At 42.7% G+C, this 20,736-nt stretch carries 16 protein-coding genes and 1 pseudogene; 9 read left to right on the top strand and 8 right to left on the bottom strand.

Translation table 11 applies throughout. The annotated features are described in order from the left end of the window. Positions 1 to 22: 22 nt before the first annotated feature. Positions 23 to 895 carry a bile acid:sodium symporter family protein gene (locus IEV39_RS05060; RefSeq protein WP_005285946.1) on the bottom strand — a complete coding sequence of 291 codons (873 nt, stop codon included), beginning with the start codon at positions 893 to 895 and terminating at the stop codon, positions 23 to 25. Between the two features lie 718 nt (positions 896 to 1,613). Between IEV39_RS05060 and IEV39_RS05065 the strand changes: the two genes are divergently transcribed. The 6 genes from IEV39_RS05065 (at position 1,614) to IEV39_RS05090 (ending at position 9,295) form a co-directional block, all read left to right on the top strand. Next, complete coding sequence (locus IEV39_RS05065) at positions 1,614 to 2,675, top strand: HlyD family secretion protein (RefSeq protein WP_005285944.1); 1,062 nt, start codon at positions 1,614 to 1,616, stop codon at positions 2,673 to 2,675. 20 nt (positions 2,676 to 2,695) lie between these two features. Then, positions 2,696 to 4,243: a DHA2 family efflux MFS transporter permease subunit gene (locus IEV39_RS05070; protein ID WP_005285943.1), complete on the top strand. Its 1,548-nt coding sequence runs from the start codon at positions 2,696 to 2,698 to the stop codon at positions 4,241 to 4,243. A 186-nt stretch (positions 4,244 to 4,429) separates the two neighbouring features. Further along, positions 4,430 to 5,218, top strand: a complete 789-nt coding sequence (locus IEV39_RS05075) for a hypothetical protein (RefSeq protein WP_171067894.1) — start codon at positions 4,430 to 4,432, stop codon at positions 5,216 to 5,218. Beyond that, on the top strand, positions 5,215 to 6,801 hold the full coding sequence (locus IEV39_RS05080; RefSeq protein ID WP_005285939.1) for a GH3 family acyl-acid amido synthetase: 1,587 nt from the start codon (positions 5,215 to 5,217) through the stop codon (positions 6,799 to 6,801). Before IEV39_RS05075 ends, IEV39_RS05080 begins: the two co-directional genes overlap by 4 nt. Then, positions 6,798 to 8,135: a TolC family protein gene (locus tag IEV39_RS05085; protein WP_005285937.1), complete on the top strand. Its 1,338-nt coding sequence runs from the start codon at positions 6,798 to 6,800 to the stop codon at positions 8,133 to 8,135. Before IEV39_RS05080 ends, IEV39_RS05085 begins: the two co-directional genes overlap by 4 nt. Next, the gene (locus IEV39_RS05090; RefSeq protein WP_005285934.1) at positions 8,132 to 9,295 is read left to right on the top strand and encodes a hypothetical protein; all 1,164 of its coding nucleotides are present in this window, start codon (positions 8,132 to 8,134) and stop codon (positions 9,293 to 9,295) included. The genes IEV39_RS05085 and IEV39_RS05090 overlap by 4 nt, the downstream gene beginning before the upstream one ends. A gap of 61 nt (positions 9,296 to 9,356) precedes the next feature. On the opposite strand, the pseudogene IEV39_RS05095 reads toward IEV39_RS05090, so the two are convergent. The 3 genes and pseudogenes from IEV39_RS05095 to IEV39_RS05105 form a co-directional block, all read right to left on the bottom strand. Continuing rightward, positions 9,357 to 9,827: pseudogene (locus tag IEV39_RS05095) on the bottom strand (SRPBCC family protein). Beyond that, complete coding sequence (locus tag IEV39_RS05100; RefSeq protein WP_005285929.1) at positions 9,805 to 10,164, bottom strand: ArsR/SmtB family transcription factor; 360 nt, start codon at positions 10,162 to 10,164, stop codon at positions 9,805 to 9,807. The pseudogene IEV39_RS05095 and the gene IEV39_RS05100 overlap by 23 nt, the downstream one beginning before the upstream one ends. A gap of 85 nt (positions 10,165 to 10,249) precedes the next feature. Next, complete coding sequence (locus IEV39_RS05105; RefSeq protein WP_032883161.1) at positions 10,250 to 11,149, bottom strand: DMT family transporter; 900 nt, start codon at positions 11,147 to 11,149, stop codon at positions 10,250 to 10,252. Positions 11,150 to 11,238: 89 nt separating this feature from the next. On the opposite strand from IEV39_RS05105, the gene IEV39_RS05110 reads away from it, so the two are divergent. The 3 genes from IEV39_RS05110 (at position 11,239) to IEV39_RS05120 (ending at position 14,916) form a co-directional block, all read left to right on the top strand. After that, positions 11,239 to 12,111, top strand: a complete 873-nt coding sequence (locus IEV39_RS05110) for a LysR family transcriptional regulator (protein ID WP_005285926.1) — start codon at positions 11,239 to 11,241, stop codon at positions 12,109 to 12,111. A 247-nt stretch (positions 12,112 to 12,358) separates the two neighbouring features. Then, entirely contained in the window at positions 12,359 to 14,563 is a 2,205-nt protein-coding gene (locus tag IEV39_RS05115; RefSeq protein WP_005285924.1) for an OsmC domain/YcaO domain-containing protein, read from the top strand. 164 nt (positions 14,564 to 14,727) lie between these two features. Then, the gene (locus IEV39_RS05120; protein WP_004653564.1) at positions 14,728 to 14,916 is read left to right on the top strand and encodes a heavy-metal-associated domain-containing protein; all 189 of its coding nucleotides are present in this window, start codon (positions 14,728 to 14,730) and stop codon (positions 14,914 to 14,916) included. A gap of 98 nt (positions 14,917 to 15,014) precedes the next feature. Here the strand turns inward: IEV39_RS05120 and cueR are convergent, their stop codons facing one another. The 4 genes from cueR to IEV39_RS05140 form a co-directional block, all read right to left on the bottom strand. Further along, a complete protein-coding gene (cueR, locus tag IEV39_RS05125; RefSeq protein WP_005285922.1) occupies positions 15,015 to 15,473 on the bottom strand; it encodes a Cu(I)-responsive transcriptional regulator in 459 nt (152 codons plus the stop codon). 11 nt (positions 15,474 to 15,484) lie between these two features. Continuing rightward, a complete protein-coding gene (locus tag IEV39_RS05130) occupies positions 15,485 to 17,971 on the bottom strand; it encodes a heavy metal translocating P-type ATPase (protein ID WP_005285920.1) in 2,487 nt (828 codons plus the stop codon). A gap of 309 nt (positions 17,972 to 18,280) precedes the next feature. Further along, entirely contained in the window at positions 18,281 to 19,123 is an 843-nt protein-coding gene (locus tag IEV39_RS05135; RefSeq protein WP_005285918.1) for an SDR family NAD(P)-dependent oxidoreductase, read from the bottom strand. Continuing rightward, positions 19,124 to 20,656, bottom strand: a complete 1,533-nt coding sequence (locus IEV39_RS05140) for a flavin-containing monooxygenase (protein ID WP_005285916.1) — start codon at positions 20,654 to 20,656, stop codon at positions 19,124 to 19,126. Positions 20,657 to 20,736: the final 80 nt, after the last annotated feature.

Raw genomic sequence — 20,736 nt, forward strand, 5'->3', positions numbered from 1 at the left:
CGCTAGTGACGATAATAAGTACTTAAGACTTTTCAGTCATGGGTGGACCGAAGCGGGTGATCAAAATGCCAAAGATAGTTGCGAAGATATACATAAAAATGGAATACACCGCGGCTGGCATCGCAATGGTTGTACTGGCCATGACGGTAAGCGCGATGGTCATGGCAAGAGTACTATTATGAATACCGATTTCAAAGGCACAGGCACGGGCCTGATAGGAACTGATACCAAACAATCGGGGAACAAAATAACCGACCGCGAGGCTAATTGCACAGAATAATGCGGTGGCGAAACCGATTTGCCCCAAATAAGCTAACAAATTAGTCCGTTCTGTAAAAATCGCCCCAGCAATGATGATAAGCAGGAAAACAATTGCAAAAATTCGGACTGGCCGATTTAACTTTTCTGCTATATGCGGCGCAAAATGACGCACCAGCATACCGATTGCCACAGGTACCAAAATAATCAGGAAAACTTGCAGAATCTTAGAAAACTGTAGTCCAAGCTGCTGTCCTTCATTCATAAAATGCAAAATGGCGAAGTTGACAATAAAAGGTAAGAACAGGGCTGCCACTAATGCATTAATGGCGGTCAAACTGATGTTTAAAGCAATATCGCCTTTATATAAGTAACTGAACAGGTTCGCAGTCGATCCACCGGGTGAGGCAGCCAGCAGCATTAAACCGACAGCAAGTAATGGAGGAAGAGACAGTAGTTTACAAATCAGGAATGCAATCCCGACCAATAAAACCAACTGGCAAAATAGGGCAATGATGACGGCTTTGGGGTGTTTGGTGACACGGGCAAAATCTTTTAAAGTGAGTTCCAAGCCTAAACCAGCCATGACAATCGCCAGTGCGATGGGTAAGAAAAGGGTAATTAATCCAGAATCCATTACTATTTATTCCTTTAGGTTAAATTTATATTAAAAAAATTTATATATTATTGACTATAAAAATATCTACCTATAGTTTTTGATGCATTTGGCAAAATTAAGCCAATACAATAACTACCACACAAACAAATCCAATTATTATCAATCATAAATAACCAATCAATAAATTTATTTTATTAATTCTAAATATTTATAACTATTAAATAATTTATTTGTTTTACTGTCATAAATCTGTCAAATGATCCAAAATTAGATTATACAAAAATAAGATATAAAAATTATTTGCATCATTTTTACATTTTTACAACGTTATTTTAAATCGGTTACAAAAAGCAGATTGTGTATACAAAATAAGCAAATGTATAGACCTGTTCTGTTCAGTAGAAATTTTTTCTTAACTCACTTATATAAAATATATATAGCATTAACAATAGAATAGAACCTTATAAAAAACAAATTTAACTCAACAAAATAGGCCATATCTTAAATTACATCATTTTTAAATATAGTTTTTATAAGATTCGTACTACTGACAGAAATAGAAAAGATGCATGTCAAAATGGTCAATGATATTTATTTGACTTAAGAATGATAATCAGCAGCAATTTTACCCTGTGACGATTTTTGAATAAAAACAGGTGAAAAGTTAAGTAAAAAAGATCCCAATATTTTATTGGTGAGAATAAAAAATTGAGTATGACAAATAAGCGGAATCAATATGGATAACGTCGCTCAGCTAGAAACTGACACTAATTTCCAAAGTCGAAAAAAAATAACAGGAGCAGTTTTTAGTGTGCTGCTGTTATTACTTCTCATCGGCATTATATATTATCTTTTTGTATATCGATATTATCAGTCTACCGATAATGCCTATGTTCAGGCAGATCTGACCTGGGTGATGCCAAAGATATCGGGTGAAGTTATTGAGTTGATCATTAAAGACAATCAGGTTGTTAAAAAAGGCGAAACCTTGGCAATACTGGATCATCGCGACTATCAGGCCCGTTATGATCAGGCCCGTTCTATGGTGACCTTAAAACAAGCAGCACTTGGAGTGCAGCAACAAAATGAAAAATCAGCTAAGTCATCCATCAGTGAAGCAAATAGTGGTGTTATTGCAGCGCAAGCTGATCTATCGCGCTTGAAAAAAGATTTTGAACGTTATCAAGACCTGTTAAAAGATGGGGTGATTACCCGACAAAACTTTGAAGGCATTCAGTCCCAATATTTGACCGCACAGGCACAACTAAGCAAGGCGCAAGCCGCGGTCAATGCTGCTGAAGCACAACTGGGCAGCTTGCAGGCAAGTAGAGCCCAGATTTTAGCCGACATTGAAAATGCCAATGCCAGTCTGGACCTTTATCAGATTGATCTGGCTTCCTCCAAAGTAGTCAGTCCTGTGACCGGTAAAGTTGGCAGTCTTGCTATTCAGAAAGGTTCACGTGTCTCACCGCAAACGCGTTTGATGGCAATTATTCCTGACAAAAGCTTATATGTGCAGGCCAACTTCAAAGAAACACAAATAGAAAAAATGCATATTGGACAGCAGGTTAAACTCAAAATAGATGCCTATCCAAGCCTGACTTATACCGGAAAAATCGAAAGCTTTTCGCCAGCATCAGGGGCAACTTTTTCGCTAATGCCTCCTGACAATGCAACAGGGAATTTTAACAAAGTCGTACAACGTATTCCGGTACGCATCAGTATCGATTCAAGTCCGCACATCGATCTGATTAAGCCAGGCATGTCGGTCAGTGCGACCGTTGATCTCAGAACTTAAACATAAATCAGGTATAAGTGATGAATCAGGCTGTTGAAAATGAGTGGAAATTCCCCCCGAAAACCGCATGGGCAATTTTCGCTGCCATGATCTTTGGCAATTTTATGGCAATTCTGGATATTCAGATCGTCGCCAGTTCTTTAAATGAAGTTCAGGCAGGGATGAGTGCGAGCCGTTACGAAGTAACCTGGGTTCAAACGGTGTATTTGATTGCAGAGATCATTGCCATTCCGATGTCGAGCATTGTCTCGCGCGTTCTCTCGACCCGTGTCTATTACACCCTTTGTGCAGTGGGATTTACCATTAGTTCCTTACTCTGCGCACTGGCATGGAATCTGGAAAGTTTACTGGTGTTTCGTGCGATTCAGGGCTTTATGGGCGGTGGCATGATTCCAACCTCAATGACGGCATTATATCTGCTGTTCCCTGAGGCAAAGCGTTCCTTACCGTTGGTGACCTTTGGCATGGTCAGTACTCTAGGTCCAGCAATTGGTCCAACCATAGGCGGCTGGCTCACCAATAATTTTTCATGGCACTGGATGTTCCTGATTAACATCATTCCCGGAATTATTATTGCCACCGTGATTTACTCAGGGCCCAATATTGACCGCGCTAATTATTCACTGATTAAAACTATGGACTGGCTGAGCCTGCTTGGTATGGCGATGTTCTTGGGTGGACTGGAATATTTTCTGGATGAAGGTGCACGGCACGATTGGCTGGCAGACTCGGGTGTGCGTATCGCCTTTATGGTCTGTCTGATCGGTGGCATGATTTTCTTCTCCAGAAGCTTTACTCAGCCTAAACCTTTACTCGATTTAAGCGTATTCAGGAACAAGAATTTTACCCTCAGCGCAATTACCACCTTTGTGATCGGCATGGCACTTTATGGCTTGGGCTATATGATTCCGGTCTTTCTTGGGCAGGTAAGAGAAATGAACAGTAGCCAGATTGGTCACGTCATGATGGTCACCGGCGTGGTGATGTTCTTTTTTGCCCCATTCCTTGCCTGGCTGATTCCTAATTTTGATACCCGTAAAACCGTATTCGTCGGCATGATTCTGGCGGGCTTTGGTGTATGGCTGAATTCACATCTCAGCATTCACAGCGATTATGACTTTATGTTCTGGCCGCAAATTTATCGCGGAATAGGCCTGATGATCTGCCTGATTGTGGTTTCACATCTGGCCATGAGTACTTTACCGCTGAGTAAGGTTGCTGATGCCAGCGGGATTTACAACCTGATGCGTAATATTGGCGGAGCAGTGGGATTGGCGCTGATTAATTCTTCACTGGATTGGCTGACAGCGCTACATGTCACTCAAATTAATCAGTATATGAATCCCCATAACTGGATCTTCGTCGAAAGACTGGATCAGCTTACGGCGCAATATCAGGAAGTTGGTTCAAACGCCCAGCAAATTGCGCTGAGCGTGATTTATCGTGACATTCATTATCAGGCGCTGACATCAAGTTTTAATGATTTATTACGTATGCTCGCAATCATTATGTTTGTGACCGCATTTTTAACCATATTTATGGATCGGGGGAAAAAAATGAATATGTAGAAATCCAAAAAGAGAGGGTAATTTTAAACAATCAAAAACAATAGGGCTTATATAAAAAAGATCCCTTTATAAAAACAACACTTAGATGAGTTTTTGAATATCTCTGTATGAGGTCGGGGAACTCGCGTATCTAGATGTGGAAGGTTAAGTATTATGATTAATACAACATATAAACTAATTTCAAAATTGAACCAGAAAGAACGTACCTATGGTCAATATTTTGAAAAAGAGCAAATCGATCTTGATCGCTTAAAAGTGATGTACTCGATTTATGAGCAATATTATGAAAACACCAGATTTTCTATTTTTGTGGATGATTTTAAAAAGAAAAGCGGAGCAATCTTGGTTTTTAATACAGAGACCAATGAAATTGTTGGTTTCTCTACCGTCGTGGTGCAACATTTCTATCTAAATGGTAAGGACTATACCGTTTTATTTAGTGGCGATACCGTTATTTTAAAAGAGTTTTGGGGAACGCGCTCCCTTCAAAGCACCATGCTCAAACTGATGATCAAGTTAAGAATCAGATATCCATTTAATGAGCTGTATTGGTTACTGATTTCTAAAGGTTATAAAACCTATTTACTACTTGCCAATAATTATTATGTGTATTACCCCAATATTAAAGATGAAAACCAGCATCTCTCTTCAGTGATTGAACATTACTGTGAAAATTTCTTTGGCGAATATTATGATAAAGAAGCAGGATTATTAAATTTCGGCGAGGATTATCAGCCATTAAAAGGCGAAATTGCCCCGATCACGGCTGAAATGAGAGAGAAAAATCCGAATATTGATTTCTTTGAGCAGAAAAATCCGACCTGGACTATTGGCACAGAACTCCCATGCATCGGACGTATGGGCTGGAAAGACATTGCCCGTTTTCCGGTAAAGTTGATGACAAAGCCGACCAGTAAAGGCAAATGTGAGGCGCTTTCAATCTCTAAAACCAACCGTCGGGAGGCGATCCAATGAAAGCTGCTGAATGGCTGACAACCGGCTCGCATCTTATTTTAAAACAATGGTGTGATGCCTCTGATCGTAACTTTATCAAACGCTTTAATGCTTTAGAAGCGACTCAGCGTCAAATTTTGCATTCGGTCTTACAAAGTTCAACTTTGGCCAAAAATCAGAAGGTGCAAAATTATGAACAGTTTGTAAAATCATTCCCAGCCACGCGTTACGGCGCCTGGCGAGAAGATATCCAGCGCTATCGAGAACAAAAGCTTGCGCTTTCCAGCAGCAAGCTGGTGCGTTTTCAGCCAACCAGTGGTTCAAGTGAACAGATTAAGTTTATTCCTTATACCAAACTGTTTTTAGATCAACTCGATCATGCCATTGCTCCCTGGTTAGCCAGCATGTACCGCAAGTGTCCTCAATTGCGCGCAGGAACTCACTATTGGTCCGTGTCATGGTTGCCGGAAAGCCAGCGTGAAGTTTTAAAAGACAAAAACCTGAATGATGACAGTGCATTATTAGGCTTGGGTAAACGGATCTTATCCAAGTTTACCCAAGCTGTTCCAAGTAATGTGGCCTTTGCTGCAAATGCCGATGATGCATTGTTTGCGACCATTTGTTATCTGGTGGCTAATCGAAATCTGGCCATGATCTCGGTATGGAGTCCAACCTTTGCACTACAGTTGCTGGAACGTCTGGAAGCGCTGCAACAGGAAGTGATTGAAGTGCTGGAAAGTGGATTATGGGGTATGCGCCAAAATTCGTTGAAAGACGTCACAGCACCTTATAGTCCTGAAAGTGCACAGGCCTTAATCAACAGTTCTAATGGCGAACACATTGATTTTAAGCAGCTTTGGCCAAAATTAAGTCTGGTCTCCAGTTGGGATACCGCGGGCTCTAAAGCCTGGGCTGAAAAATTAAAGCAGAGACTGCCTGATGTGCAGTTCGAGGGCAAAGGTCTGTGGGCAACTGAAGGTGTGGTGACCATTCCGTATAACGATCAATATCCGTTGGCTTATCAAAGTCATTTTTATGAGTTTGAATATCTTGAGGGAGAGAAACAGGGCCAGATTATCCCGTCATGGCAACTTAAAGTGGGTGATGTGGTGAGTCCAATCATCACATCGGGGAATGGTTTACTACGTTATTGTCTTGATGATTGTTTGCGTGTTACCGGTTTTCTGCAACAGATTCCTTGCTTTGAGTTTCAGGGACGCCGTTTTGGTGTCGATCTGGTCGGTGAAAAGCTTGCTCCAGAGACAGCACAGCAATTGCTTTCACAACTAAACGAAACTGACTCTAAAGCCATCTCCTTGCTGGCGATTGATACCGAGCAGCAGGTTAAACCGTTTTATTGCGTTCTGTTTGAAGGGGAAATTCATCACAGTGTTAACGATGAATATATTGATCGTATTTTGCGTCAGAATTTTCATTATGAACTTGCCCGTAACTTAGGTCAGCTAGATCAACCACAGATTCGTCAAGCACCGAATGGCTGGAATGCCTATAAAAAGCTGGTGATGTTTGATGGCATTATCGAAGGCAATATCAAGCCTGAACCCTTAAAGAAAATTACCCTGAATAGTTTGGAACAACTATGAAGAAAGGGAAGACGCAATTTAGTAAGCCGTTTTTAACGCCCACGTACCTTGCACTGTGCGCGGGACTGCTATCCGCTTCAAATGCAGTCAGTGCCATGACTTTAGACGAGGCTTTGTCAGCAAGTTTAAGGCATGAAAGTCAACTCGAAGTCAGCCGCTTAAGTGTCAGTCAATCCACTGCCATGCTGGAGCAGGCTAAACAGCGGGATGGCTTAAAAGTTAATCTGGTCGGCCAACTTGATTATGAGCGGGTGGAAACACCTGCTCAGGTCATGTTTCCAACCGAAGGCAACCGCAAAGGCCGAAGTCTACAATTGCAGCTGGACTATCCCGTTTATACGTCCGGACGGCATGGTTTGGGCGTTGAAGTAGCGAGAAACCAGTTATCTGCACAGGCGCAGGGTTTATCTGACCAAAGATCGGAAACCATTCTGAATACGGTGATGGTCTATACCGATGTATTAAAGAAAAAGGCGATTTTAGAGCTACGGAAAAAGACCATGTCAAATCTGCAGCGTTCGCTCTATGAATCACAACGGCGTTTTGACGTGGGCATGATTACCCGTGCCGATCTGGCTCAGGTTTTGGCCCAAGTGGCCCAAGGCCAAGCTGATATTACACAGGCTCAATCCAATCTTACGGTGAGTGAAGCACAGTTTTATCAAATTACTGGTTTAACCGCAGATAATCTTGTTGCCATCAAACAGTTGCCTACAATTCCAAACAGCGTGGAGGAAGTTTTAGCGAGAACTAACCATCATCCTGCATTGATGCGCGGCAAATATGAAAAACAGGCTGCCGAGAAACAATACGCCCTAACCAAACGGGAACTCTGGCCGACAGTCATGCTGACCAGCCGAGCAGGCAAGCAGCATGAAGCAAGTTATATCGGTTCTGAAAGTAACAATTACATGGTGGGCGTACAACTGAATGTGCCTTTGTTTGATGATGGCCTGAACCGGGCCAATACTCGTAAAGCGCAGGCCGATGTCGATCTGGCTAAGCAAAAGATCCGGACGCTTGAGCTTGATTTAAATCAGCGGGCACGAACCACATATGCACAGCTGCAAAGCATTCGACAAAATAAAGAAGCACTGCAAAATGCCATAGATGCAGCATCGATTGCATTTGTCTACACCCGAAAAGAGTTCGACTTAGGCACCAAAACCACCTTTGATCTGCTCAATACCGAACAAAAATTATTGGACGTACAGACCCAAAAAACCGTCAATGAACAGGACGAAGTCGTGTATGTCTATCAACTCCTGGATCAGATGGGACAATTAAATCAGCTGGTTCCAGACCAGACGGCTACACAGGTGAATAATCAATGAAAACAAACCCACCGACATCCCCTAATCAAAACAGCTTGATTACCCGTGAAGCAACCTTGGCAGATGATCAGGCCTTGCGAGCGCTGATTGCGGTGCCGATGACCACCAAGAGCGTACAAATCAGTTTTCAGCGTGAACCGAGTTATTTTAAAGCTTCAGATATTCTGTATCGACATAAGCTGCATGTGGTTATTGAAGATACTGAACATCAAAAGAATGTTGCCTGTTATAGCAATGGTCATCGCCCGTGCTATGTCGATAAGGCAATACAGAATGTGCGCTATGCCAGTGATTTGCGTGTAGATCCAAACTATCGTGGCAAATCCTTAGTCAAAGTATTGGGTGCGCATGTCAAGCAGACCCTGCATGAACCTGATTTTAGCCAGATGATTATCTTTAATGATAACTATGCGGCACGAGCAGCCATACAAACCGGAAAAAGCGGGATTCCTGATTATTATGATGAAGGATTAATCGAAACACTGACACTAACGCATCTGGGAAACAAGAGAACAATTAAAGCCTTTTTAAATCACAGGACTGAAACTGAGATGAGTGAGATTAAATCATGTCAGGCTCGACCCGAACATATTACTGCAATGAACCGGTTTATTGCCGAAATGTCGCAGCATTATAATTTTATCCCGGCTTATAATTTTGCCGAGTTACATGCAGGACACCCTTATTTTTCGGGACTACAACTCTCGGACTTTCAGCTTTACTTTCAAGATGGAAAACTTGTGGGAATGTTTGGATTATGGGATCAACATACCATTAAACAGACCAAAATCCTGCATTACAGTTCAGCGATTGGGCTTGTACGACCAATCTATAATGTATTGACCAAAGTGACTAAAGGCATGCCATTACCTAAACTTGGCGACTCGGTGAGATATCATGTATTACATAGCCTGTTGTGCCATCCCCAGCAGTTAGCACTGCATCATTTAATGCTTGAAGATGCACAGAAAATCTCTAAGCAGCGAGGTGTAGGAGTTGTGAGCTTTACCTTGTCGCATCAAGATCCTCGTTTCCAGCTCAATCAGTTTTATAAAGGTGAACGCTTAACAGGCATGCACGGTTTTATTAGTTTTCAGAGTGATCCACGTCCCAACTTTAATAAGCATCTAATTCCGTATTTAGAAGTGGGACGCATTTGAGTCATAAAAAATTCCTCAAGCGATTTAAAGCTTGAGGAATTTTTTAGGTAGAGCAAGCAGGTTATAGCTTTAGGCTTTTTGCATACTCAACCAGTTGATCAATCACCGTTCCCCAACCTTCAAAGAAACCCATGTCTTCGTGTTGTTGACGAGTTTCGGCAGTACGGTGTCTGGCAATTGCGGTATATTTGGTTGCACCATCGCCTGCATCTTCAAGCAACAGAATTGCGGTCATAAATGGATTTTCAGCAGGTTTCCAGTCTTCGGTATAGGTATCGGTAAAGACCAGTTTTTCGCCTTCAATCACTTCCAGATAAACCCCTTCATTTTTGATTTCATTACCATCAACATCAAAGATGGTATTGAACTTTCCACCCACTCATAAATCAATTTCACAGGCTTTAATCGAGTGAGGGCGAGGAATAAAGAAGTGTTGGATATGTTCAGGTGTGGTCCAGCATTCCCAGACCAGCTCACGCGGAACATCTATCACTCTTTCCAGTTTTAAATCAGTCTTTGGATCTAGTTTCATTTTCTCTTTTCCTTTTTAATTCGAGTGCATAACGATCAAATTGATTAAGTCTTTGTTCCCAGATTGCCCGTTGTTCACTTAACCAATTTTGCATGGGGGTGAAAGCTTCGGGTGTCAGGGCACAAGTTCTGATTCGTCCATTTTTTTCTGAATGAATAAGTCCTGCTTGTTCTAATTTATTTAAATGTTTTAGAAAAGATGGCAGGGCCATGTCATGTTGTTCAGCCAGTTCGGTGATCGATGCTGCCCCAAAAGACAGTCGCGTTAAGATATCTCTACGCGTTGGATCACTGAGAGCACTGAATAACACATCGAGTTTAGAATCATACTTAGCCATAAAGCTAAGTATTGCGCACAAAATAGACAGCTGTCATCAAAAAACTTAGCTAAGAAGCTAAGTTTCTATTACAACTTTTATCGCTCTATTTTTCTTGTTTATTGGTTAAAATAACCCCAATAAAACTTAGACTACCACCAAGCAGCATAGACCAGGTGATGGGTTCCTTCAGAATCAGAAATGCCAGCAAGACTGCAAATACAGGCACCAGATTATTAAATATAATGGTTCGAGATGCTCCAATGTGATGAATTGCTTCGGCATACCAGATAAAAGCCAGAACTGTGCCAAAAGCACCTAAATAAAGAATGGATAGCCAACTGCTCCACGAAATATCCATCAACCCGCTAGAACGTAATTGCGGCCATGCACTGAGTAAAAGAAAACCTGTACCCCATAGTAACGAATAGGTGGTCATGGTTAAAGCAGGGGTTTGGGTCTGTTTAAAACAAATCGTATAAATGACCCAGCTCAAAACTGCACCGCACATCATCATTTCACCCGTTCCGAAAGATTGAGTGAAGGCAGCAAAAAATTCACCTTTACTCACCACGATAAGTGTACCGATTAAAGCGAGACAGACACCTAAATAATTTATTCTTTGTAGCCTTTCGTGAAAGAATATCCGCATGGCCAAGATGGTTAAAATAGGGGATAAGCTCACAAATAGTGCAGTTCTGCCTGCTTCAATTCTGGACAGAGCAGCAAAGAAAAATAAGTTATAAGCAAATACCCCCGTCAATCCCATCAAGATGGCATAGACATGTTGTTGTACAGAAAGATGGGGAAATCTTCCCGTGCTTTTCAATAAGATCAACACCAGTAAGATGGCAGCAAAGCCAAAGCGTAATAATGCAGAGAGGGTTGGGGAGAGTTCCGCTGTAACAATGCGTCCTGCAATGAAGGTTCCACCCCACATTAGGGCAACACAAATCAGCTTCAAATAAACAGTGGAACTCGAAAGCGCAATGGCGAAGTGACGCATGAAATTTTCAATCAACATGGAATTGAATCAGATCGTAAAACTAATTTATTTTTATAGTAAAATGAGCTTTTACTCATGAATACGTCGTGATGACCCTGACTCAACTCGAAATATTTTCCAAGCTCGCGGAACTAAAAAATTTTACCCATACTGCACAACTACTGAATATTTCACAGTCAGCGATTTCGCATGCACTCAAAGCATTGGAAAAGAAGTGGCACACCCAACTGTTTTATCGAAATAATAATGAAGTCGAGCTGAGCCCTGCAGGACAACGCTTACTACCTTATGTGAATGAAATCCTGAATGTTGCTCACATGATTCAACAAGAAGTGATGGATCTCAAAGGTCTGAAAACAGGAACCTTGAGGATCGGTTCTTTTGGTGCATCGTCTTCCAATGTGTTGATCCCGCTGATTTTAAAACAGTTTGCACAGCACTATCCTGAGGTTGAGGTACTGGTTATGGAAGGAACTGATAAGGAAGTCTTGCAATGGATAGGTGAACGCAAAGTTGATCTTGGGTTTGTGGTACTGCCTGAAACCCGCTTTGATAGTTTTGCTTTGCTGGAGGATATCTTTGTTGCTTTATTGCCAAACGATTTAGAGATCGCACAAAAGCCAGCGGTACAATTACAAGAGCTGCTTGATCATCCTTTTATAATGACCAGTGCGGGCAGTCAAAACCATGTCATGGAACTGTTTAAGGCTGCACAACTCACCCCACAAATTAAGTATAACATGTCGCAAATCCTGTCGATTTTAAATATGGTCAATCAGGGTGCAGGGGTTTCAATTGTGGCAGATTTAGCACTCGACACAAATATTCTTTCGCTTTACCCCAATGTAGTCAAACGCCCATTATCTCCCAATATCAAGCGTTCTATTGGCCTGGCAGTAAAGAATAAACAGCAGATGTCACCGACTGCAAAAGCCTTTGTTGAGCTTGCCGTGCAACTCTAGCTTTGGGTCAGTATGCTAAAACCTGCTTAATTGTTCATAAATAGGCTAGAAAAACAGACAAAAGTTATCAATTACACAAAATACTTCTATAATAGCGCCCATCATTACTAAGGTCAGTGTTTAGATAGAGTCATAAGACGACCTTAGCCACAGTTTTTTAAGTCTATTTGTGATCCACGATTCGGCTTATCGATTATTATTTTCAATCTTATGTACTTGCAACACATAAGAATATTTAGGTGCTCGCATGGAAATCAAGGTTAATTATCTCGACAATCTTCGACAAGAGGCGAAGTTTGATGACTTTACGGTAATCGCCGATCAGCCGATTCGTTATAAAGGCGATGGTTCTGCACCAGGGCCATTTGATTATTTCCTTGCTTCATCTGCGTTATGTGCAGCTTACTTTGTCAAAGTGTATTGTGCCGCACGTGATATTCCAACAGATAACATCCGTTTATCTCAGAACAATATTGTTGATCCTGAAAATCGCTACAAGCAGATTTTTAAAATTCAGGTTGAATTACCCGCTGATATTTCTGAAAAAGACCGTCAGGGCATCTTGCGTTCAATCGATCGCTGTACGGTCAAGAAAGTGATCCAGACCGGTCCAGAATTTGTAATCGAAGAAGTTGAAAGCATTGATGCCGATGCACAAGCTTTATTGATGCCAAGCCTGACTTCGGAAAGCAGCACCTATATTGCAGGTAAAGACCTGCCATTAGAAGAAACGATTGCCAATATGTCAGGGATTTTGGCAGGTCTTGGCATGAAGATTGAAATCGCATCTTGGCGCAATATCGTACCGAATGTCTGGTCCTTGCATATCCGTGATGCCCAATCGCCAATGTGCTTTACCAATGGTAAAGGCTCAACCAAAGAAAGTGCTTTGGCATCGGCTTTAGGTGAGTTCATTGAACGTTTAAACTGTAACTTCTTCTATAACGACCAATTCTGGGGTGAGGACATTGCCAATGCCGAATTTGTGCATTATCCAGATGAGAAGTGGTTTAAACCGGGACCAAATGGCGAGTTACCAAAAGAAATCTTGGATGAATATTGTCTAGAAATTTATAACCCTGATGATGAGTTGCTCGGAACGCATTTATATGACACCAACTCAGGTAATACAGAACGTGGTATTTGCTCATTGCCATTCGTACGCCAATCTGATGATGAAATTGTCTATTTCCCATCGAATCTCATTGAAAACTTATATCTCAGTAACGGGATGAGCGCGGGCAATACCTTGGCAGAAGCTCAAGTTCAATGTCTCTCTGAAGTTTTTGAACGTGCGGTTAAACGTGAAATTCTGGAAGGTGAAATTGCATTGCCAGACGTACCACAAGAAGTATTGGCCAAATACCCAAGTATTGTGGCAGGGATCCAAGGCTTGGAAGAGCAAGGCTTCCCAGTCCTTGTGAAAGATGCGTCATTGGGCGGTCAATTCCCGGTAATGTGTGTAACTTTAATGAACCCACGTACAGGCGGTGTATTTGCCTCATTTGGTGCGCACCCAAGTTTGGAAGTGGCATTAGAGCGTAGTTTGACTGAATTGTTGCAAGGTCGTAGTTTTGAAGGTTTAAACGATTTACCGCAACCGACATTCCAAAGTAATGCAGTCACTGAACCAAACAACTTTGTTGAACACTTCATTGATTCAAGCGGCTTGGTCTCTTGGCGTTTCTTTAGTGCCAAATCGGATTATGATTTTGTCGAGTGGGACTTCACCAATGAAGGTGAAAATTCAAATGCTGAAGAAGCAGCAGAATTGTTCGGTATCCTCGAAGAAATGGGCAAAGAAGTCTACATGGCAGTGTATGAGCACTTAGGTGCAACTGCATGTCGTATCTTGGTGCCTGATTATTCTGAAATTTATTTGGTAGAAGACCTGATTTGGGACAATACCAACAGAGCGATCTTATTCCGCGAAGATATTCTTAATCTACATCGTTTAGATAACGAGCAACTGGAAGCCTTGGTTGAGCGTTTAGAAGAATGCGAACTGGATGATTACACCGAAATCACCACCTTGATCGGGATTGAGTTCGATGACAATACGGTCTGGGGACAATTAACCCTGCTTGAACTCAAGCTGTTGATCTATCTTGCTTTAGCGCAGTTTGAAGAAGCGAAAGAACTGGTTGAGACCTTCTTGCAATACAATACCAACACGGTAGAACGTGGTTTGTTCTATCAATGCATGAATGTGGTGTTAGAAGTCTTACTCGATGATGAAATGGAGCTTGAAGACTACGAAACCAATTTCCGCCGTATGTTTGGCAATGAGCGTATGGATGCTGTAGTTGGTTCTGTTGAAGGTACGGTCCGTTTCTATGGCCTCACACCAACTAGTATGAAACTGGAAGGGCTTGACCGTCATTTACGTCTGATCGACAGCTATAAGAAATTGCATAAAGCACGTGCTAAGGCAGTCGGTTTAAATGGCTAAAACTCAATAAATATTGTTTTAAAAAGTGCATGTTGATCATGCACTTTTTTTAATGATGAGAATGCTGAGTAAAATTGCAATTTTAAGAAAAAACGCTTGACCTTACAATGATAGGAAGCTTTATAGTGTGTTTATCTTGTTAAATAACCGAATGGAGTTTTGCAATGGAATTTCACGTTGAAAATATGACTTGTGGTGGCTGTGCACGTGGCGTAACCCGTGCAATCCAAGCGGTAGATGCCAATGCAAAAGTCATTACAGATCCACCAAATCGTAGTGTTAAGGTTGAAACGACAGCCTCACAACAACAAGTGGTCGAGGCTTTATCTGAAGCCGGTTTTCCACCACGTTAATCTGTTCTGGAATCAAAAGCGGCTAAAACAGCCGCTTTTTTGTGTCAAAAGAATGGAAAAAAATAAAAGGCGATCACAAGATCGCCTTTTATTGTGTTCTACTTGCGCCCAGTGAGTGGAGACAGCGAGAGCAGATCATTATGATGATGGATGTCCTTGATTTCATGACTTGGCTCTTTTAAGCCTTCCAGAATCGGACAGTCGGGACGATTATCACCCGCACAGCAATCGACTAAATTCTGGAGTGTTTGCGCCATTTGCTGCAGGTCTTGGATACGCTCTTGCAGCTTTTGGATATGTGCCTGAGCCAGTTGTTTTACATCGGCACTTTGTCGATTGCGGTTACTCCATAAATCCAGTAAATCGGTGATTTCCGTAACCGAAAAACCCAGTTCACGACTGCGTTTGATAAATTTCAAACGTTCCACGTCATTGTCTGAATAAGAACGATAGCCTGCATTGCTGCGTCCTGCCGCAGGAATCAGACCAATTTGTTCGTAATAACGAATCATTTTGGCGGTTACACCTGAAGCTTGAGAAACTTTACCAATATTCATAAGGTTCTCCATTAGCCTTTATGCACAGATGGTGCTTGAAAACGACGTAAACGTAACGCATTACCCAGTACAAATACACTTGAAAGTGCCATCGCACCTGCAGCAAAAATCGGTGACATCAAGATACCATAAGCAGGGTATAACACACCCGCAGCCACTGGTATCAATAGGGTATTGTAGGCAAAAGCCCAGAACAGGTTTTGATGAATATTGCCAATGGTTGCCTTAGATAAGGCAATTGCATTTGCAACACCTTGCAAGTTGCCAGACATCAATACCACATCCGCAGACTCAATCGCCACGTCTGTACCAGTGCCAATTGCAAGGCCGACATCTGCCTGCGCCAGTGCTGGTGCATCATTGATCCCATCGCCCACAAAGGCAATATTGCCATATTTTGCTTTCAGTTCCTGCACGGCATTGACTTTACCCTCAGGTAGCACTTCGGCAGTCACTTCATCAATCCCTAGTTGTTTGGCAATGGCATGTGCGGTACGGGCATTATCACCGGTAATCATTGCTACTTTTAAACCCAGTTGATGTAGTGCTTGAATGGCGGCAGGTGTGGTGTCTTTGATTGGATCGGCAACTGCAATAATCCCTGCCAAAGCGCCATCAATTGCCACATAAAGCGGAGATTTACCTTCATCACCCAAACGTTGTGCTGTATGGGAAAATGGGCTGATATCTAGGCCAAGCTGAATCATATAGCGATCTGCACCGATATAGATATTTTGGCTTTCATTTACAGTGGCATTGACACCCATCCCAGTGACTGAATCAAAGCGCTCAACCTTTGGCAAATCTAAACCTTCATTTTTTACCGCATCGACAATTGCTTTGGCAATCGGGTGTTCGGAAAGTGATTCGACTGCTGCAACAAGACTGAGCACATCACTACGCTCAAAGCCTGACGCCACTTCAAAATCAGTCAGTACGGGATGACCTTCGGTCAAGGTGCCTGTTTTATCAACGGCAACCACTTGAGCATCTTTTAGCAGTTGTAGTGCTTCACCTTTACGGAACAAGATACCCAGTTCTGCACCACGTCCAGTACCGACCATAATCGAGGTCGGGGTTGCCAAGCCCATGGCACATGGACAAGCAATAATTAGTACGGCTACGGCATTGACCAAGGCAAAAGTTAGCGCAGGTGCTGGACCGAATACCAACCAGACCAGAAAGGTGAGTAAGGCTGCAATCATCACTGCGGGTACAAACCATGAGGTCACTTTGTCGACTACGGCTTGAATCGGCATTTTAGAGCCTTGTGCCTGCTCGACCAGACGGATAATCTGTGCCAGCATGGTGTCGCCACCGACAGCGACGGCTTTAAAACTTAAAGTACCATTTTGGTTAATGGTTCCACCCACTACTTGGCTGCCAATGTTTTTCTCAACAGGAATCGGTTCACCCGTAATCATCGATTCATCCACAAAGCTTTGGCCTTCAATGACTTCACCATCGACAGGAATTCGTTCACCCGGTTTCACGATAACCAGATCACCCGTTACCACTTGCTCAATTGGAATATCAATAAACTGATGATTACGAGAAACATGAGCAACTTTGGCCTGTAAGCTGACCAAGCGCTGAATGGCTTCGGAAGTACGTCCTTTGGCTTTTGCCTCGAGAAAACGACCGAGTAGAATTAAAGCTACAATCACTGCTGCAGCTTCGTAATAAACATTGACCGTGCCTGCAGGTAAGAACTTTGGTGCAAAGGTTGCAACCAGTGAAAATAGGTAAGCTGCCAAGGTACCGACTGCCACCAAGGAGTTCATATCTGGGGCTAAACGGACTAAAGCGGGAAGCCCTTTAAGATAAAAACGACGTCCCGGAATAAACAGGACTAAGCTGGTTAAAACGAATTGTAAGTACCAACTATTTTGCATGCCAATAGTCTGTTCAATCAGTTGATGAACACCCGGAATCAAGTGCGAACCCATTTCCAAGATAAACACAGGCAATGCTAGAACTGTGGCAATAATCAGGTCGCGTTTGAGTTCTGCACGTTCTTGGTCCTTTTTCTCCAGTTGTTCAGTTTGGTCTGGTACAGCAGCCTGAATTTGTTTGGCATCGTAACCCGCCTTATCAATTGCGGCGATCAGGCTTTCAATGCTGGCTGTACCTGTTACAGTGGCGCGTTCTGTTGCTAAATTGACGTTGGCAGTGCTTACGCCATTCACCGCATTTAAGGCTTTTTCGACACGACTGACGCAGGAAGCGCAGGTCATGCCTTCAATAGAGAGTTCTACTGTCGATGCAGGAACATCATAACCTGTTTGTTCAATGGCCTGAATCAGCACTTGCCGGTCTACGGGCTTGGCAAGTGTGATATCGGCACGTTCTGTAGCTAGATTCACTGATGCAGACTGAACGCCGTCAACTTTTTTGAGTGCTGCTTCAACGCGTCCAACACAACTGGCGCAAGTCATGCCTTCGACTTGAAGGCTGACATTCATATTATTAGACGATGTTTTTGTTTGCGTTTCCATAAGATAGACCTATAGAGATAATCCGATTGCTTTCAGCATAGACCTTAACATTATGGGAAGGTCAAGAGGGGATTTTCAATATGGACTGTTTTATTGCTTAAGCCAGACAAATTGTTCGTTTTGGTCAAAATTTAACAAGCAAGCGAAGTGATGTCGGAATAAAACCGACTGTTTTAAATGAAGATATTGAAATGATGATATTTTATCGTCAGCGAAAGGATTTGAATAAAAAGAATCGGGAAAAGATTGTGCAATCATCGATCGACCATTTGGCTATTGAACAAATGGTCGATCACCCTAGATTAGGCTTTATGACAAGAATCTGGCTTGTAGGGCAGTGGCTGTCGCAAAAATCTTCTGATATCCCTGGGGTAAAATCCGTTGCAATACATCGACTGCTTTTGCGTCAGCACCAATCAATAAACGACGTTTATTTTTCAGCACAGCAGTGAGAATCTGTTGGGCAGCCTGCTCTGCAGGGGTTCTCAATATCTTGTCAAAAGCATCCTGACTTTTTAGCGGGTCCATTCCCAGAATCTCAACACTGTTGTTAATACGCGCTGCTTTGGCAATATTGGTGCGGATGCCTCCTGGATGTACACAGGTTGCACTGACTCCACAACCTTGTAGATCCAGTTCCTGACGTAAGGACTCGGTAAAACCGCGAACTGCAAATTTACTGGCATTATAAGCACTTTGCGTCGGTTGTGCGGTCAGTCCAAACATGCTAGAGACATTGATTACATGTCCGTCACCGCTTTGTTTCAGGTAAGGTAAAAACTCTTTGGTCCCATACACGACACCCCAGAAATTAATCCCGATCAGCCATTCCAGATCTTCATAGCTGACACCTTCTGCGGTACTGCCCATGGCAACACCTGCATTATTAAAGATCAGATTGACTTGCTGATGCTGCTCGACAATCGTTTTCGCCCAATCTGCCATTTCCTGACGCTTGGCCACGTCAACCACTTGCGTGGTGACTTTGACAGGATAGGTTTTTAACAAGTTCTGAGTCTTGGCTAGCCCCAACTCATTGACATCTGATAAAGCCAGATGACAACCTTGTTTTGCCAACGCAACGGCAAGGGCTTGACCAATACCTGAACCCGCACCTGTTATCGCAGCCACCTTATTCTTGAATGTTTTCATTTAAACCGCCATTTGTTGTTCTAAAGCTTGTACCTGCCCTTGAGGATGGGATGACCGGGTCAACTGATGATAGTTTTCCAGATCAAAACGACGAGTACGTTGACGGTATTCCAGTGTAAAACCCGGCCAGTTATTGGTATTTTTTCCTGTCGCAGTTTGATACCAGCTGGTGCAACCTTGCGACCACATGGTGGACTTCATCCGTTCCTGAATTTCCTGATTAAACTGTACTTGGATTTCAGCTTTCAGATCGGTAAAGGCTAAATTGTTTTGGATATGGGCTTGAAGTGCATCTAAGATGTAATTCACTTGGCTTTCAATCATGTAGACGATGGAGTTATGCCCAAGATTGGTATTGGGGCCATACAGCATAAAGAAGTTCGGGAAGCCACTGACGGTTAATCCTAAATACGCTTCTGCGCCATCGGCCCATTGGTCTTTTAATCTTTTGCCATTGAGTCCTGTAATTTGCATGGGCGCCATAAACTCGGTTGCCGCAAACCCTGTTCCATAAATGATGGTATCGACTTCACGGTGTTTACCCTCTTTATCGACAATACCATTTTCAGTGACTTCTTGAATCGCGCTATCAATAACCTCGACATTGGGGCGGACCAGACTGCGGTACCAGTGATTGGAGATCAGGATACGCTTGCAACCAATCGGATAATCAGGCATCAGACGGTGGCGAAAATACGGATCTTTAATTTCTGCACGGATATGCCGCTGGAAAATATATTCGGCTAATGGAATTTCGTTCAGCGTGGCGGTAAAGCTTTTTAAACGAATTTCGTTATAACTATATTGAAAGACACGATCAAGGCTTTGCAAAACCGGAAGCTTTTGAAATGCTTTGCGTTCCAGACTGGAATAAATACGGTCTGGTTTAGGAATCACATAAGGAGCAGAACGTTGATAAATATCTAAATGCGCCACTCGCTTGGCAATCTCAGGAACAAACTGGATCGCACTGGCACCAGTCCCAATGACTGCCACACGTTTGTTATTTAAGTCGTAGTCATGATCCCAGCGTGCAGAATGGAAAGTCTTACCCTTAAAAGTCTCCAAGCCTTTAATTTTGGGATAAGCAGGTCGGTTGAGCTGACCGACGGCGGCAATCAGAAATTCTGCCTCAAATTTTTCTCCGCTTAAGCTCTGGATCTGCCAGACACCTTGGCTGGCATCAAAATCAGCGCTGGCAATTTCAGTATTAAACTGGATATGTGGATAGAGCTGATATTTTTCTGTGCAATGCTTCAAATACTGATGAATTTCCTGTGATGAACCATAGCGATTTTTCCAGCCCAGTTCTTGCTCAAAGGAAAAGGAATATAGATGGGAAGGCACATCGCAGGCAGCACCGGGATAGGTATTGTCACGCCAGACACCACCCACATCACCGGCTTTTTCAAATAAGGTAAACTGTTCAAAACCGGCACGTTTGAGCTGAATCGCCAGCCCTAAACCACCAAAGCCTGTTCCGATAATGGCGATACGTATATTGTTGTTTGAAGATAATTGTTGTTTAGACATAACCGACTCAAGTGAATAAATATCATGTACTGCATGCAGAATAATCGTTTCATGCATTGATTTAGAGGATGGATCAGGAC

The organism is Acinetobacter courvalinii, assembly GCF_014635545.1.
GTDB classification, from domain to species: Bacteria; Pseudomonadota; Gammaproteobacteria; order Pseudomonadales; family Moraxellaceae; genus Acinetobacter; species Acinetobacter courvalinii.

What these genes read in the sequence shown, in the direction of transcription:
- IEV39_RS05065 (WP_005285944.1), top strand. Translation starts at nt 1,614, where the DNA reads ATGGATAACGTCGCTCAGCTAGAAACTGACACTAATTTCCAAAGTCGA.
- IEV39_RS05115 (WP_005285924.1), top strand. Translation starts at nt 12,359, where the DNA reads ATGGAAATCAAGGTTAATTATCTCGACAATCTTCGACAAGAGGCGAAG.
- IEV39_RS05070 (WP_005285943.1), top strand. Translation starts at nt 2,696, where the DNA reads ATGAATCAGGCTGTTGAAAATGAGTGGAAATTCCCCCCGAAAACCGCA.
- IEV39_RS05060 (WP_005285946.1), bottom strand. Translation starts at nt 895, where the DNA reads ATGGATTCTGGATTAATTACCCTTTTCTTACCCATCGCACTGGCGATT.
- IEV39_RS05100 (WP_005285929.1), bottom strand. Translation starts at nt 10,164, where the DNA reads ATGGCTAAGTATGATTCTAAACTCGATGTGTTATTCAGTGCTCTCAGT.
- IEV39_RS05085 (WP_005285937.1), top strand. Translation starts at nt 6,798, where the DNA reads ATGAAGAAAGGGAAGACGCAATTTAGTAAGCCGTTTTTAACGCCCACG.
- IEV39_RS05110 (WP_005285926.1), top strand. Translation starts at nt 11,239, where the DNA reads ATGACCCTGACTCAACTCGAAATATTTTCCAAGCTCGCGGAACTAAAA.
- IEV39_RS05135 (WP_005285918.1), bottom strand. Translation starts at nt 19,123, where the DNA reads ATGAAAACATTCAAGAATAAGGTGGCTGCGATAACAGGTGCGGGTTCA.
- IEV39_RS05120 (WP_004653564.1), top strand. Translation starts at nt 14,728, where the DNA reads ATGGAATTTCACGTTGAAAATATGACTTGTGGTGGCTGTGCACGTGGC.
- IEV39_RS05090 (WP_005285934.1), top strand. Translation starts at nt 8,132, where the DNA reads ATGAAAACAAACCCACCGACATCCCCTAATCAAAACAGCTTGATTACC.
- IEV39_RS05105 (WP_032883161.1), bottom strand. Translation starts at nt 11,149, where the DNA reads ATGCGTCACTTCGCCATTGCGCTTTCGAGTTCCACTGTTTATTTGAAG.
- IEV39_RS05130 (WP_005285920.1), bottom strand. Translation starts at nt 17,971, where the DNA reads ATGGAAACGCAAACAAAAACATCGTCTAATAATATGAATGTCAGCCTT.
- IEV39_RS05140 (WP_005285916.1), bottom strand. Translation starts at nt 20,656, where the DNA reads ATGTCTAAACAACAATTATCTTCAAACAACAATATACGTATCGCCATT.
- cueR (WP_005285922.1), bottom strand. Translation starts at nt 15,473, where the DNA reads ATGAATATTGGTAAAGTTTCTCAAGCTTCAGGTGTAACCGCCAAAATG.
- IEV39_RS05080 (WP_005285939.1), top strand. Translation starts at nt 5,215, where the DNA reads ATGAAAGCTGCTGAATGGCTGACAACCGGCTCGCATCTTATTTTAAAA.